The following is a 14,950-nucleotide window of genomic DNA, read 5'->3' on the forward strand; positions in this document are numbered from 1 at the left end:
CTTTCCAGTGGATCCGAGGACTACAGCGTGACCGCATTCAACGACTACGTCATCAAGGATATCGCGCTGGCCGAATATGGCCGCGCCGAAATCGCCATCGCCGAAACCGAAATGCCCGGCCTGATGGCGCTGCGCGACGAATACGGGGCGGAGCAGCCGCTCAAGGGCGCGCGGATCACCGGCTCGCTGCACATGACCATCCAGACCGCCGTGCTGATCGAGACGCTGGTGGCACTCGGCGCGGACGTCCGCTGGGCGACCTGCAACATCTTCTCCACCCAGGACCATGCCGCAGCAGCGATCGCGGCGCGCGATATTCCGGTGTTCGCGATCAAGGGCGAGAGCCTGGCGGACTATTGGGATTATGTCGGCAAGATTTTCGACTGGTCGACCGACGAGGACCCCGACCTCACCGCCAACCTCATCCTCGACGATGGCGGCGATGCGACCATGTTCGCGCTGTGGGGCGCGCGCATCGAGGCGGGAGACGAACTGCCCGAGCCGCAGAATGCCGAGGAAATCGAGTTCCAGCGCGCGCTCAAGGCTTTCGTGGCGGCCAAGCCCGGCTACCTCACCCGCTCGGTCAAGGCGATCAAGGGTGTTTCGGAAGAGACCACTACCGGTGTCCACCGGCTCTATCACATCGCCAAGGGCGGCAAGTTGCCGTTCCCCGCAATCAACGTGAACGACAGCGTCACCAAGTCGAAGTTCGACAACCTCTACGGCTGCCGCGAATCGCTGGTCGACGCGATCCGCCGTGCGACGGATGTCATGCTGTCGGGCAAGGTCGCCGTGGTCGCCGGCTTCGGCGATGTCGGCAAGGGCAGCGCCCAGTCGCTCCGCAACGGCGGCGCGCGCGTGCTGGTGACCGAGATCGACCCGATCTGCGCCCTGCAGGCAGCGATGGACGGCTTCGAGGTCGTTACCATGGAAGAGGCCGCGGGCAAGGCGGACATCTTCGTGACCGCGACCGGCAACGAGCACGTCATCACCGCCGACCACATGGCGGCGATGAAGGACAAGGCGATCGTGTGCAACATCGGGCACTTCGACAGCGAGATCCAGATCTCGGCGATCGACAATTACGAGTGGAACGAACTCAAGCCCGGCACGGACGTGGTGAAATTCCCCGACGGGAAGGAGCTTATCGTGCTCGGCAAGGGGCGCCTCGTGAACCTCGCCTGCGCGACCGGTCACCCGAGCTTCGTGATGAGCTTCAGCTTCACCAACCAGACGCTGGCCCAGATCGAGCTGTGGAAGAACGCCGGCGACTACAAGAATGACGTCTACGTCCTGCCCAAGCACCTCGACGAGAAGGTCGCGGCGCTGCATCTTGACAAGCTCGGCGTCAAGCTGACCCAGCTCAGCCAGAAGCAGGCCGATTATATCGGCGTGCCGGTGGAAGGGCCGTTCAAGCCGGAACACTATCGCTACTGACTGACCCAGCTTTGCGGGGAAGCGCAATGGCTTGCCATTGCACTCCCGCGCGTGGGCGCATAGCTGGCAGGTAATGGATTCCTCGCCCGCATTGCTGGCCGTCATGGGCCTGCTGCTTGCCGTCTGGACCGTCGCGGCGGTCTGGGTAATGCTGCGCGCCAGCACGCGGGAGCAGCGGTCTGCGAACACCCGCAAGGCCGCGCTGCGCCTGTCGCGCATGCTCGAGGAATCACCCGCGATCCCGCTGCTGGTCCGGGCCGACGGGCGGATCGAGGCGCCGGACCGTTTCGCGCGCTGGCTCGGACTGCCCAGGGTGCCCGAATTTCTCAGCGAGCTGAGCGATATCGACGGCAGCGGGTTGAACGAGGCGCAGGTCGAGGAACTGACCCGCAAGGTCCGCCGGACGCAGAAGACCGCCAAGCCCTTCCGGATGTCGATCACAGTTCCGGGCTCGGAACGGGCGCTGACGCTTAATGGTACGCTGGCTGATCCTGCGGTATCCCCGATCGGTGCGGCGCTGGTCTGGGTGTTCGACTATAGCGAGAGCCAGACGGAGCTTGCGCAGCTGCGTGAGGAGGCCGCGCGCGCGCGCGATGATTTCGGCGCGCTCGTGGGCCTTATAGAAGCTGCGCCGATGCCGATGTGGTTCCGCGGCGCGGACATGCGGCTGCGGCTGGTCAACCGCGCCTATGTGGACGCGGTCGGCGCAGAAAGCGCGGACCAGGTCGTTACCAAGCAGGTGGAGCTGGTCGAGACGGTGGGCGGGCGCAGCGCCTCGCAGGTCGCCCAGCAGGCCGCGGACCGACGCCAGCCGATCGAGCGGATCGTGTCGGCCACGATCAACAATGCCCGGCGCACGATCCGCGTCACCGACTTGCCCCTGGTCGGCGAGGGGATCGCCGGATACGCGGTCGATATCGAGGAGATGGAGGAGCAGGCGCGCGAGTTCCGGGCCTTCCGCGAAGCCCAGCGCTCGATGCTCGACCAGCTGTCGATCGGGGTGGCGCAGTTCGACGCCCAACATCGCATGACCTTCGCCAACCAGCCGTTCCACCGCGTTTTCTCGCTGCCGCCGGGTGTGGTCAACGACCGGACGACATTCGAGCACATGTTGCTCATCGCGCGCGAGGCGGGCCGCATCCCCGAGGTGCGCGACTTCCCCTCCTGGCGCAATGAGCTGGCTGCTTGGTTCCAGCGTGACGAGCCGCACGAGGAAGCCTGGCCCCTATCGGACAGCACGCACCTTCGGATCGTCGCGCAGCCGCTTCCCGATGGCGGCCTCGTCATGATCGCCGAGGACCGGACCGAGCAGCTGGCACTCTCGGCCATGCGCGACACCTTGCTGCGCACGCGCACCGCAACGTTCGACAGCCTTTACGAAGCGCTCGCGGTGTTCGCGCCGGATGGCCATCTCGAGCTGTGGAACCGCGGCTTTCCCGGGGCGTGGGGCGTGGATCCCGAGGTTCTCGACGGCCACCCTCAGGCTGAAGCTCTGCTCGACGCCATTGCCGCCAATCTCGCCGATCCACAGGCAATCTCGTTGGTCGGCAACACGATCCGTTCCGCCACGCTGGACCGCAAGAAGCGCGAGGGCCGCATCGAGCTGGCCGATGGGCGCACGCTCGATTTCGCCGGGGTCCCGCTGCCCGATGGCAACGGACTTATCACGGTGCTCGACGTCACCGCGTCGCAACAGGCCGAAGAGGCGCTGCGCGAACGCAACCGCGCACTGGAAGAGGCGGATGCGGTGATGACGCGCTTCCTCGCCAACATGAGCTACGAGTTCCGCACCCCGCTGACTTCCATCGGCGGTTTCGCTGAGCTCCTGTCGAGCGGCGTCGCGGGTGAACTCAGTCCGCAGGCGACCGAGTATGTGCAGGCGATCACGCTGTCGGTCGGCAAGCTGACCGAACAGGTCGAGAATGTTCTCGACCTCTCGCAAAGCGAGGCCGGGCTGATGCCGCTGCGCAAGACCAAGATCGAGCTCTTGCCCTTCATCACCCAGATCGTGCGCGCCGAGGAGAAGCGGATCGTCGACGGCGGGCTGACGCTCGACCTCAAGGGAGGATCCGGCAAGGTCATCACCGCCGATCCCCAGCAACTACGCCGCGCTATCGGTAACCTGCTCGACAACGCCATCAGCAATACCCCCGAGGGTGGCCGCATCCTCGTCGACATCGGCAAGGCGCGCGGCGAGACGCGGATCGTCATTTCGGACAATGGCAAGGGCATGAACCAGCACGAGCTCGCCCGCGCGCTCGAAGGCATTCGCATGTCGGCGGACGGCAAGGGGATCGAGCGCCGCCAGGGGCTGGGCATCCCGCTCGCACGCCAGCTGATCGAGGCGCATGAGGGCAAGCTGGAGATCCACAGCCGCCGCAATGCCGGCACGACCGCCACTATTACGCTCCCGTGAGCGTCGCGCTGCCAGATCTTGCCGCAATGGAGGCATTCGGTGCGCGGATCGCCGCGCTGCTGCAGCCGGGCGATGTCGTGGCTCTGACCGGCGACCTTGGCACCGGCAAGACGACGCTGGCGCGCGCGATCATCGCGGCCCTCGGCCACGCCGGCGAAGTCCCGTCGCCGACCTACACGATTATCGAGACCTACGACGGCCTGCGCCTCCCGCTGGTCCATGCCGATTTCTATCGGCTGGAAGATCCCTCGGAGGTCGAGGAACTCGGCCTCGACGACTATCGCGAAGAGGCCGTGCTGCTTGCCGAATGGCCCGACCACGCGGGCGGTTTCGCGCATGAGGCAGGCTGCCTCTCCATTACGCTCGAAAAAGTGGGCGAGGGGCGCGAGGCCGTTGTCACCGCTGGCGAGAATTGGCAAAGCCGCTGGCCATGAGCGACGCGCTGCCGGAAGGCATTCACCAGTTCCTTGGCGATACAGAATGGGAGGGGGCGGAAATCGCCCCGCTCGTCGGCGACGCCAGCTTCCGCCGGTATTTCCGCCTGCGCATGGCCGGGCACAGCGCCATGCTGATGCACGCCCCGCCGCCACATGAGGACCCGCGCCCCTTCCTGCATGTCGCGCACTGGCTCAACGATCACGGCATGCGCGCGCCTGCGATCCTCGCCGAGGATGCAGAGCAGGGCTGGGTGCTTACCGAGGACTTCGGCGACCACCGGATGCGCGAATGGATCGACGACCATCCGGACCACGAGGAGCACATTTACGCGCAGGCTATCGAAGCTCTGGTGCAGCTCCACCGCCTGCCACCCGGACCCTTCGAGCCCTATGACATGGCCGTCTATCGCCGCGAGGTGGACCTGTTCACCGAATGGTATTGCCCGGCGATGGGGCTGGAGGTCGATCTCGAAGGCTGGCGTGCCGCGTGGGACGATGCCCTTACGTCGCTGCTGTCGCGGCAAGATCCGGGCGTGACGGTCCTGCGCGATTATCATGCCGAAAACATCATGCTGCTCAAACCCGGCAAGCTCGCGGGTGCGCAGGGGCTGATCGATTTCCAGGACGCGCTGGTGGGCCATCCGGCCTACGACCTCGTCAGCCTGCTGCAGGACGCACGCCGCGACGTGTCCGAAGACCTCGAGCACGACATGCTCTGTCGCTATCGCGCCGCTGCCGGACCCGACGAGTATTTCGAGGCCGATTACGCCCGCCTCGGGGCGCAGCGGAATGCCAAGATCGTCGGCATCTTCACCCGTCTCTACAAGCGGGATGGCAAGTCGCGCTATCTCGGCATGATCCCGCGCGTCTGGAAAGCGATGGAACGCGACCTTGCCCATGCGGCGATGGCCCCGGTGGCAGACTGGTTCGCCGCCAATATCCCGCAGGACATTCGCGATAGCTTCGGTGGCGAGGTCCGGTGAGCACACTCGTTTCCGACACCGCCATGTTGATGGCGGCAGGTCTGGGCAAGCGCATGCGGCCTCTCACGGCCTCGACCCCAAAACCGCTGGTGCGGGTCGCCGGAAAGCCGCTGATCGATCGCGCGCTCGACCGGCTCGAGGAAGCCGGGGTCGCAAAGGCGCTGGTCAACGTCCACTACCTTGCCGACGCGATCGAAGCGCACGTGGGGCCGCGCAAGGCACCGGCCGTGAGTTTCTCGGACGAACGGGAATTGCTGCTCGAAACCGGTGGCGGCATGGTCAAGGCGGTGGATGCGGGGGCGCTGCCCGACCCGTTCTTCGCCTGCAACGCCGACAGCATATGGCTCGACGGCCCGCGCAATGCCTTTGCCGACCTTTCGGCGCGCTGGGACCCCGACGCGATGGACGCCTTGCTGCTCGTCGTGACCCACGCGCGCGCACATAATTTCGACGGGACGGGCGACTTCTACATGGATGGCGCCGGCCGCCTGACGCGCAAGAAACCGGACCGGATCGCGCCCTTCATCTACACTGGTATCCAGATCGTATCGCACCGCCTGCTGCGCGACGCGCCCGAGGGCAAGTTCTCCACCAATGTGCTGTGGGACCGCGCGATCGAGGAAGGCCGGCTGTACGGTCTTGCCTTCACCGGCCAGTGGTACGAAGTGGGCACGCCCGCCCATATCGCGCCCACCGAGGAGGCGCTCCGGGGTGGCTGAACGCCCGGCCCCGAACATCTACTCGATCGCCGCGCACCGGGGCTTCGCCGATGCGCTCGTCGCCGGGCTGGTGCCGCGCTATGCGGATGGCGATCTGGGGCTGGCACGGCTCACGCTCCTGCTGCCGAGCAGCCGCGCGCGCCGGACGGTCTCGGAGGCGTTCATCCGCCACGCGGGCGAGAATGGCCAGCACGGCCTGCTGATGCCGCGCATGGCGGTAGTCGGCGATCTCGATCTCGACGAAACCCTTGGCCCGTTGCTCGACCCGCTGGGCGCGGCCGACATTCCCCCGGCGGTCGATCCGCAGCGACGCCTCTTCGCCCTGGCGCAGGTGCTCGCAGAGGTGATGGGCGACGAGGCGCCCAAGGGCGCCACACTGCTGCGGCTGGCGCGCGAAACTGCCGCGACGATGGATCGCCTGCTGGTCGAGGACGTCGATCCCGGTGCCCTGCTCGATGATGCGGTCACCGGCATCTATCCCGATCTGTCGGCGCATTGGCAGGAAAGCCTTCGGGTGTTCGCGGCGGTGCAGAAGCTGTGGCTCGGCGATCTGGCGAAGGTAGGCGCGATCGATGCCGCAGCCCGGCGCAATCGATTGTTCGACCATGCGGCGGGCTCGTGGAAAGCGAACCCGCCCGCCAGCCCGATCGTCGCGGCAGGGGTCACCAGCGCGGCGCCATCGCTCGCGCGGCTGCTCAGGGTGATCGCCGACATGCCGCAGGGCGCGGTAATCCTGCCCGATTTCGATCTCGGCATGCCGGACGCCGTCTGGCAGGAACTGGGGCGTGCGGGAGCGGCACCGGAACCGGGCGACACGCCCTTCGCGAAGGATGATGCGGTCACGCACCCGCAGTATCACATGAAGCTGCTGCTCAACCGCATGGCGGTCCGGCGGGAGGAAGTGTACCCGTGGCACCGCAAGGGCATGACGGCCGCCCCGCCGGAGCGCAGCCATGCGATCGCCTCGCTCTTCCTGCCGCCAGAGGCCAGCAAGACCTGGGTCGACCTTCCGGCGGAGCAGCGCAGGCTGGCGGGCGTGCGGCTGATGAGCACCGCCAACCCCGAGGAAGAGGCGCAGGCCATTGCCGTGCTTGTGCGGCAGGCGCTTGAGGAACCGGAAAAGAGGGTTGCCGTGGTAACCCCCGATCGCGCCCTGGCGAGGCGCGTCGTCCATCATCTGGCGCGCTGGAACATCGTGGCGGACGATTCCGCCGGTCGCCCGCTCTCGCAGACCGCAGCCGGGCGCTTGCTCCTCCTGCTCGCCGAAGTGATTGCGGAGGATGCCGCGCCCGTACCGCTGATGGCGCTGCTCGGCCATCCGCTGGTCCATGGGGCCATGGAGCGCGGAGCGTGGCTGAGGCAATTGCGCCGTGTGGAGCGTGAGCTGCGCGGGCCCCGCAAGGCGGGCGGGCTCGAACCGGTGCGGCAGGTTTCGGCCAGGCTCGGCAAGCGACATCCGCCGGTCGCCGAGTGGTTTGCACAGGTCGAAGGCGTCCTCGCACCGCTGCTCTCCCTGCCGTACGAGCTTGGACTGGCGGACTTGCTCGATGCCTTGGCGGTCGCCGGCGAAGCCCTCTGCGGCGAGGAAATCTGGGCCCGTGAGGACGGTCGCTCGCTGGCGGCGTTCGTCGAAGAGCTTCGGCTGCACGCGCGCGAGGCCGGTTTTGCGATGAGCCGCGACGACGCAACGATTGCCCTCCGTGACGCGATGGAGCAGGTGGCGGTGCGTCCACCCTATGGCGGCCATGCGCGGGTGCAGGTACTCGGCCTTCTCGAAAGCCGCATGAACCGGGCCGACCTCGTAATTTGCGCCGGCCTCAACGAGGGGACCTGGCCAGCGCGCGGTTCGGTCGATGCGCTGCTGGCGCCGGCTATCCTCCGCGCACTGGGCGTGCCGGGAGCCGACTTCCGGATCGGCCTCTCCGCGCATGACCTCGCGGGAGCGCTGGGGGCGCCCGAAGTGGTGCTCAGCCGCGCGGAACGCGACGAAGGCGGCCCCGCGATTCCCTCGCGGTTCCTGCTGCGGGTCGAGGCCCTGCTCGGGCGACAGGCCGATGCCACCCGCGAAACCGCTGCGGTCGAACTGGCAAGAGCGATGGCGCAGGCCGAGCCTGTCGAACCCCATCCGCGACCCGCGCCCGAACCGTCGGCAAAGCAGCGCAATGTCGACATTTCCGCGACCGCGCTCGATCGCCTGCTCGGCGATCCCTACCAGTTCTACGCGCAGAAAATCCTCGGCTTGTCCGATCTCGATGGCCTTGATGCCGAACCCGGCCCGCTGTGGCAGGGCAATGTCGCGCACCTCATGCTGCAACGCTGGCACGAAGCGAGGGAAAGGGATCCTGCCGCACCGCTGGCCCCGATCATGGCGCAGGTCCTCGACGAGGAGAATGCCGATGCGCTGACCCGCGGGCTGTGGACCCCGCGGCTGGAGGCGGCGCTGCGCTGGATCGAAGGTGAGGTCGGGGGCGCGCAGGATCGCGAGGTGGTAGCGGTTGAGAAAAAGGGCGCGATGAAATTCGAAGGTGTGGAGGTGCATGGCCGTGCTGACCGCATCGATCGTCTGGCCGACGGGACACTCGCGATCATAGACTACAAGACCGGCCAGCCTCCGAGCGCCGCGATGGTCGAGCATGGGTTCGCACTGCAACTCGGTGTTCTCGGGCTGATCGCCGAACATCACGGGTTCGAAAATCTTCCGGGAGAGCCGGGTGCCTATGAATACTGGTCGCTCGGCAAGGCGAAGGACGATAATCCGCACGGCTTCGGTTATGTCGAAGTCCCGCTCAAGGTCGGGAGCAAGCGCTCCGGCGTCGAGCCGGAGAAGTTCCTGCCGTTGACGGCCGAGAAGCTGACGCTCGCGATCACTCGCTACATCACGGGCAGCGACCCCTTCCTCGCCCGGGAGAACCCGGACTATCCGGCCTATGACACCTACGACCAGCTGATGCGGCTCGACGAGTGGATCGCCACGCAGGATGGGGACCGCGCGCTATGAGCGGAAAGGTGTATCCCCTCCAGGGCAAACAGCGTCCGGCGGTCGATCCGAAGGACAGCGTCTGGCTCTCGGCGAGCGCGGGCACGGGTAAGACGCAGGTGCTCTCGGCGCGCGTGCTGCGCCTGCTGCTGGAACCGGGTGCCGATCCCTCTCAGATTCTGTGCCTCACCTTCACCAAGGCGGGCGCGGCGGAAATGGCGGTGCGCGTCAATTCAGTGCTGGCGCGCTGGGTGCGGATGGACGACGGGCAATTGGCGGAGGAGCTCGGTTACCTCGGCGCGCCGGTCGACCCCGATACAAGATCGCGGGCCCGCGCGCTGTTCGCCCGTGTGCTTGATTGCCCGGGCGGCGGCCTCAGGATCGATACGATCCACGCCTTCGCGCAATACCTCCTGGCAGCTTTCCCCGGAGAGGCGGGCCTGCTGCCCGGTTCGCGCCCGATGGAAGACCGCGAGCGTGATCTCCTCAGCCGCGAAATCCTGGGCGATCTGCTCGCGGCGGGCGATCCGCGCTTCGTCGGCGCGGTCGCCGAGATGAGCCGGCGCAAGGGCCCTGACGAGGTGCGCGGGTGGCTGATGCGCTGCGCGAAACATCTGGATCTGTGGCGAGGCGTGGGAAGCTGGCAACCGCCGATGGCAGCGCGGGTTCACGGCTTGCTGGGCATTCCGGCCGATGCTGACGGGGGATGGGTCGCCGATGCGTGTTCGGATGCAGAATTTCCGGTTAGTACCCTCCGCGCAATGCTTCCTGCCTTCGAAGGCTGGAACACCAAGTCTGCCGAAACGAGCCGAGCGTTCATCAACGAGTGGCTGGCGAGGGACGCGGCAGGGCGGCTCGAACAGCTCGACGGGTTTCGGCAGCGCAACTGCATCCTGAAGCAGGACGGTAATCCCACTTCTATGAAGGGGGCCGAGAAGAACGATCCCGACTTCGGAAGGAAGCAGGAAGAAATTTCAGAGGCCGTGGCAGCGGTGCGCGAGCGCAAGGCGTTACTCGAACTTGCCGGCTTCCTCGGCCCGCAGCTCGAAGCGGGTCGCACTTTCGCGCTCGCCTGGCAGGCGGCGAAGGAGCGCGAGGGGCTGGTCGATTTCGACGACCTGATCGCCCGCGCCGCGCAGCTCCTGTCGAACAGCGCGATGGCCGACTGGATCCGCTACAAGCTCGACCGCAGCTTCGACCACATACTCGTCGACGAGGCGCAGGATACGAACCGCGCGCAGTGGTCGATCATCAAGGCGCTTACCGACGATTACTTTTCGGGCGAGGGCGCGCAGGGCCAAGCCGTGCGCACCATCTTCACCGTGGGCGACTACAAACAGGCGATCTTCGGCTTCCAGGGCACCAGCCCTGAGAACTTCCGCGAGGCGCGCGACTGGTTCCGCAAGCGGATCGACGCGACCGCGGCTGCTGCCGAATCGATGCGCGCCGCCGCGACCGCGCGGCGACTTGCGGAATACGGCCTCGAACGCAGCTATCGCACCAATGCCATCGTGCTCGATTTCGTCGACCGCGCGATAGATGCGATCGGCCATGATGGGCTCGGCCTCGAGCAGCGCGACGAGCCCCATGTCGGCAGCGACAAGCCCGGTATCGTCACGCTGTGGAAGGAGGTCCGCGTCGCCGAGGGCGAGGACGAGGAGGGCGACGAGAGCAATGGCTGGCTCGCGCGCCATGACCGCAAGCTGGCGGACAAGATCGCCCGGCAGGTCAAGGCGTGGCTCGACGCCGACGGGGACGGTTTCACCTTGTCGAAGGGTGACACCCCGCGCCGGGCCACGGCAGGCGACATCATGGTGCTGGTCCAGAAGCGACGCGAGCTTGCCGCGCTGATCGTCGCGCGGCTTTATCGCCACGGCGTGCCGGTCGCGGGCGTCGACCGCTTGCGCCTCGGCAATCCGCTTGCGGTGAAGGATTTGATGGCGGCGATCCGCTTCGCTGCCCAGCCGCTCGATGACCTGACGCTCGCCAGCCTGCTGGTTTCGCCGCTCGTCGGCTGGAGCCAGCAGGACCTGCTCGACCACGGATATCGGCCCAAAGGCACGCGGTTGTGGGAGCATTTACGCGAGAGCGAGGCGCCTCTGGTGCGCGCAACAGTCGACAGCCTGCGCGAAATCCTGCGGCGCGCCGATTACGACAGTCCGCAGCAATTGCTGCACTGGATCCTCGTCGGCCCGATGGATGGGCGGCGCAAGTTGGTCGCGCGGCTGGGGCGCGAGGCGAACGATCCGATCGACGAGTTGCTCAACGCGGCCAATGCCTATGCGAGCGCGCATGTCGCCAGCCTGCAGGGCTTCATCCGCTGGTTCGACGCGGGCGATGGCGAGTTGAAGCGTGAGGCCGGCGAGGGCGGCGATCAGGTCCGCGTGATGACCGTGCATGGCTCGAAGGGTCTGCAAGCCCCGATCGTCATCCTCGCCGATGCCGCGATCAGGCCTGACGGTGCGGGGGACCTGGAGCTCGAGCATAAGCCTCTCGGCAGCGAAACCGGGCAGAGCGTGCCGCTTCCCGGGCTGACGAAGGAAGAGAAGGTGGGCACCGTGCGGCTCGCCGACGAGCGCGAGACGGCAAAGGCGATGCAGGAGCATTGGCGCCTGCTCTATGTCGCCATGACCCGCGCGGAGGAGGCGCTGTTCATCGGCGGCTCGCTCGGCCCGCGCGACGCGAAGAACGGCCCGCATGAGGACAGCTGGTATGCGCGTTTGCGCGCGCTGTTCGACGAGGACGAGGGTCTGGCCGACGACATCTGGGACGCACGGTGGGAAATCGGCTCTCTCGGCCCTCCCGTCCCGGCTGAGGGCGGTGCCATAGCAGCCGACAGGCCCGAGCTGCCCGACTGGGCGCAGCGCCCGGTTGGCCCCGAACCCCGCCCGCCGCGTCCGCTTGCGCCTTCGGGTCTCGGCGAAGTGGAAGGCAGTGACCCGCCGCTCCCACCTTCGCATGCGGCCGAAGCTGCGCGGCGCGGTACGCTGATCCATGCCTTGCTCGAACGCCTGCCGCAGGTCGCCCGCGATGTGCGTGTGGAGCGGGGGCGGGAATGGCTCGCACGGCAAGCGCCCGATCTCGACAATGCGGATCGGGAGGACATGCTCGACCGCTCGCTGGCGGTGCTTGGAGAACCCGCCTTCTCCGAAATCTTCGGCCCCGCTGCCTTGGCGGAAATCCCGCTCGCTGCAACGGTCGAGGGGCAGGTTGTGATGGGCACCGCGGATCGGTTGCTCGTGACGGCCGAGGCTGTGACCGTGGTCGACTTCAAGACCGCCCGGCGTCCGCCGAGTGGACTCGATGGCGTGCCCGACACGACGATGAAGCAGATGGCTGCCTATGTCGCGGCGCTGGAGGTCATTTACCCGGGTCGGGATGTTCGGGCTGCCGTCCTCTATACCCAGACCCCGCAATTGATCGCCTTGCCGCCCGAGCGGCTTGCGGCTTACAAGAGCGCGTTTGCGGCGCGGCAGGAAAGCTTTGCCCTGCCGTCCGTTGAGCAACTGACCGCGCGTCACCAGATTGACGCGCAAGACGACATTTCAGGAGACAATCCATGGCCACCACCGCCGTAACCGATGCCAGCTTCAAGGCCGATGTGCTCGAAAGCGACAAGCCCGTGCTGGTCGATTTCTGGGCCGACTGGTGCGGCCCCTGCAAGATGATCGCCCCCGCGCTGGAGGAACTGAGCGAGGAACTGGGCGACAAGGTGACCATCGCCAAGATGGACATCATGGAAAACCCCGAAGTGCCGGGCGGCATGGGCGTCCAGTCGATCCCTTATCTCGTCCTGTTCAAGAACGGCGAGGCGACGGCGCACATGCGGGGCGCGGCTCCCAAGGGCCAGCTCAAGCAGTGGCTCGAGGGCGAACTTTAATCCAGTTTAGCGTAGAGTTCGGCGAGCTCGTCCCACAGGGCCGGGCTCGCCGCGCCGATAAGGCCGGGGCGATCCCACTCATCCACCCGGTAGGCTGAGCCATCGGGCCGAGCGATCCGGCCGCAAGCCTCTTCCAGCCAGAGCGCGCCTGCAGCATGATCCCAGGCAAGCGTGCGTTCGAAAAACGAGACATCGTTTTGCCCCAACGCGAGGCGGGGATACTGCTCCGCAGCACAACGCGGCGTCTCGACCGTCCGGTAATGCGGCGCGATATGCTCGGCGACCTGTTCGCGGCGCGCGGGATCGAGGAATATCACTGAAATCGCCGCAACCGGCGGGGTCTCGCCGGTGGGGCGGGAAACGGCCCGCTGGCCCTCCACGAAGGCTCCGCCGCCGCGATGAGCGCTGCAAAACCGTCCCGATACGCAATCGTAAATCCAGCCAGAGCGGGCGATGCCACCCGCAGCGCGGGCGAGCAGGATCCCGAAAGGGGCACGGCCATGTGCGAAATTATGCGTCCCGTCGATCGGATCGATGATCCAGCAATCGCCTGACAGGTATTCGAGTACCGACGGGTCGGCGTGAGCCGCTTCTTCTCCGACAATGGTGAGCGAGGGGTCGATCTGCGCGAGACCCTCGGCGAGCATCGTTTCGGCCTCCCGGTCGGCGATGGTGACGAGGTCATCCTCGGCCTTCTCGATGATTTCACCACCCGACAGGTTGCGAAAACGCGGCAGGATCGCCTGCTCGCTCACGCGCTGCATAAGCCCTCGGATATGGCGATCGAGGGTCGTCACGAGCGGTAATCGGCGTTGATCGAGATGTATCCATGGGTGAGGTCGCACGTCCACACGGTCGCCCGCCCGGTGCCGACGCCAAGGTCTACGTCGATCCTGATATCCTGCCCTTCGAGGTGCCTCGCCACCGGAGCCTCGTCGTAGTCGGCCAGCGGCTGCCCGTCCTTTGCCGCCCAGGTACCGCCGAAGCCGATCGAGAGCTTGTCCCGGTCCGCCGGTTCGCCGGCCTTGCCAATGGCCATGACCACACGGCCCCAATTCGCATCGCCGCCCGCAATGGCGGTCTTCACGAGCGGAGAATTGGCGATCGCGAGGCCTACCCGCCGCGCACTGGAGTTGCTCGCCGCACCGGTGACGGCAATCTCGATGAATTTCCGTGCGCCTTCGCCGTCGCGGACGACGAGGTGGGAGAGCTCGCGGCAGACCTCGAGCAGGGCGGCATAGAAGGCGTCCGCGCCCGGGCTGTCCCACGAGGATAGCGGCGCATTGCCCGCCGCCCCGGTCGCAAAGAGCAGCACCGTATCGCTGGTCGAGGTGTCGCCGTCGACGGTGATGCAGGAAAAGGTGGCGTCGTTCGCCTTGGACAGCATTTCCTGAAGGAAAGCCGGCACCACCGCCGCGTCGGTGAAGACGTAGCCCAGCATGGTCGCCATATCGGGTGCGATCATACCGCTGCCTTTGATGAAGCCCGCAAGCTCGATGCGCGTTGCGCCCAGCATGGCCGAGGCGGTGGCGCCCTTGATGAAGGTATCGGTCGTCCCAATGGCCTTCGCCGCATCTTCCCACCCGCACGGCTCCGCCGAAAGTGCTGCGGCAACGCCTGCGCGCGCCTTGTCCTTGGGCAGGGGCACGCCGATCACGCCGGTGGAGGAAACGAAGACCTGAGCCGGTTCGCACCCGAGGGCCCCGGCGACCTGCGCCATGATCTGCTCGACCGCTTCCTGTCCGCGGTAGCCGGTGAAGGCATTGGAATTGCCTGCATTGACGACCAGCGCCCGCGCGCGGCCCTGTTGCACATTCTTGCGGCCCAGTTCGACCTCGCTGGAGGCGCAGGCGCTCTTCGTGAAGACCCCCGCCACCGCCGTGCCGGGTGCGAGTTCGGCCAGCGTCAGGTCGCAGCGATCCCAGGTCTTGTATTGCGCCCGCGCGACGCGCAGCGTGACGCCCTCGATCCGGGGCATAGCAGGGAACGGGCGGGCGAGCGGGGAGCGTTCGAGATCCATCCATGCGCCGATAGGAAGTCTTGGGCGCGGGGTAAACGGGGAAGCGGACTGGACGGACCGCCGCCAAAGGCTTATCTGGTG

Annotated in this window: 10 protein-coding genes; 8 read left to right on the forward strand and 2 right to left on the reverse strand. The window is 66.8% G+C overall.

Features of this window, described 5'->3' with window-relative positions:
• The first annotated feature begins 27 nt into the window (after positions 1-27).
• The 8 genes from ahcY to trxA all read left to right on the forward strand — a co-directional run bounded on the left by ahcY (position 28) and on the right by trxA (position 12,849).
• Positions 28-1,437, forward strand: coding sequence for an adenosylhomocysteinase (gene ahcY / locus K3172_RS08345; RefSeq protein ID WP_221588698.1), 1,410 nt, complete (start codon positions 28-30; stop codon positions 1,435-1,437).
• A 73-nt stretch (positions 1,438-1,510) separates the two neighbouring features.
• On the forward strand, positions 1,511-3,853 hold the full coding sequence (locus tag K3172_RS08350; RefSeq protein ID WP_221588700.1) for a PAS domain-containing sensor histidine kinase: 2,343 nt from the start codon (positions 1,511-1,513) through the stop codon (positions 3,851-3,853).
• Positions 3,850-4,287, forward strand: a complete 438-nt coding sequence (gene tsaE / locus K3172_RS08355; RefSeq protein ID WP_221588701.1) for a tRNA (adenosine(37)-N6)-threonylcarbamoyltransferase complex ATPase subunit type 1 TsaE — start codon at positions 3,850-3,852, stop codon at positions 4,285-4,287. Before K3172_RS08350 ends, tsaE begins: the two co-directional genes overlap by 4 nt.
• Entirely contained in the window at positions 4,284-5,273 is a 990-nt protein-coding gene (locus K3172_RS08360; RefSeq protein WP_221588703.1) for an aminoglycoside phosphotransferase family protein, read from the forward strand. Before tsaE ends, K3172_RS08360 begins: the two co-directional genes overlap by 4 nt.
• Positions 5,270-5,992: a nucleotidyltransferase family protein gene (locus tag K3172_RS08365; protein WP_221588705.1), complete on the forward strand. Its 723-nt coding sequence runs from the start codon at positions 5,270-5,272 to the stop codon at positions 5,990-5,992. The genes K3172_RS08360 and K3172_RS08365 overlap by 4 nt, the downstream gene beginning before the upstream one ends.
• The gene (gene addB / locus K3172_RS08370; protein WP_221588707.1) at positions 5,985-8,990 is read left to right on the forward strand and encodes a double-strand break repair protein AddB; all 3,006 of its coding nucleotides are present in this window, start codon (positions 5,985-5,987) and stop codon (positions 8,988-8,990) included. Before K3172_RS08365 ends, addB begins: the two co-directional genes overlap by 8 nt.
• On the forward strand, positions 8,987-12,547 hold the full coding sequence (addA, locus tag K3172_RS08375; RefSeq protein WP_221588709.1) for a double-strand break repair helicase AddA: 3,561 nt from the start codon (positions 8,987-8,989) through the stop codon (positions 12,545-12,547). The genes addB and addA overlap by 4 nt, the downstream gene beginning before the upstream one ends.
• A complete protein-coding gene (trxA, locus tag K3172_RS08380) occupies positions 12,529-12,849 on the forward strand; it encodes a thioredoxin (protein WP_221588711.1) in 321 nt (106 codons plus the stop codon). The genes addA and trxA overlap by 19 nt, the downstream gene beginning before the upstream one ends.
• On the opposite strand, the gene K3172_RS08385 is transcribed toward trxA, so the two are convergent.
• Both K3172_RS08385 and argJ read right to left on the reverse strand, forming a co-directional pair.
• Positions 12,846-13,613, reverse strand: a complete 768-nt coding sequence (locus K3172_RS08385; protein ID WP_221588713.1) for an inositol monophosphatase family protein — start codon at positions 13,611-13,613, stop codon at positions 12,846-12,848. The two genes, trxA and K3172_RS08385, sit on opposite strands and share 4 nt — an antisense overlap.
• 29 nt (positions 13,614-13,642) lie before the next feature.
• Positions 13,643-14,869, reverse strand: a complete 1,227-nt coding sequence (argJ, locus tag K3172_RS08390) for a bifunctional glutamate N-acetyltransferase/amino-acid acetyltransferase ArgJ (RefSeq protein WP_221588716.1) — start codon at positions 14,867-14,869, stop codon at positions 13,643-13,645.
• Positions 14,870-14,950 lie beyond the last annotated feature (81 nt).

It is taken from the genome of Qipengyuania proteolytica (assembly GCF_019711565.1).
Taxonomy (GTDB): domain Bacteria; phylum Pseudomonadota; class Alphaproteobacteria; order Sphingomonadales; family Sphingomonadaceae; genus Qipengyuania; species Qipengyuania proteolytica.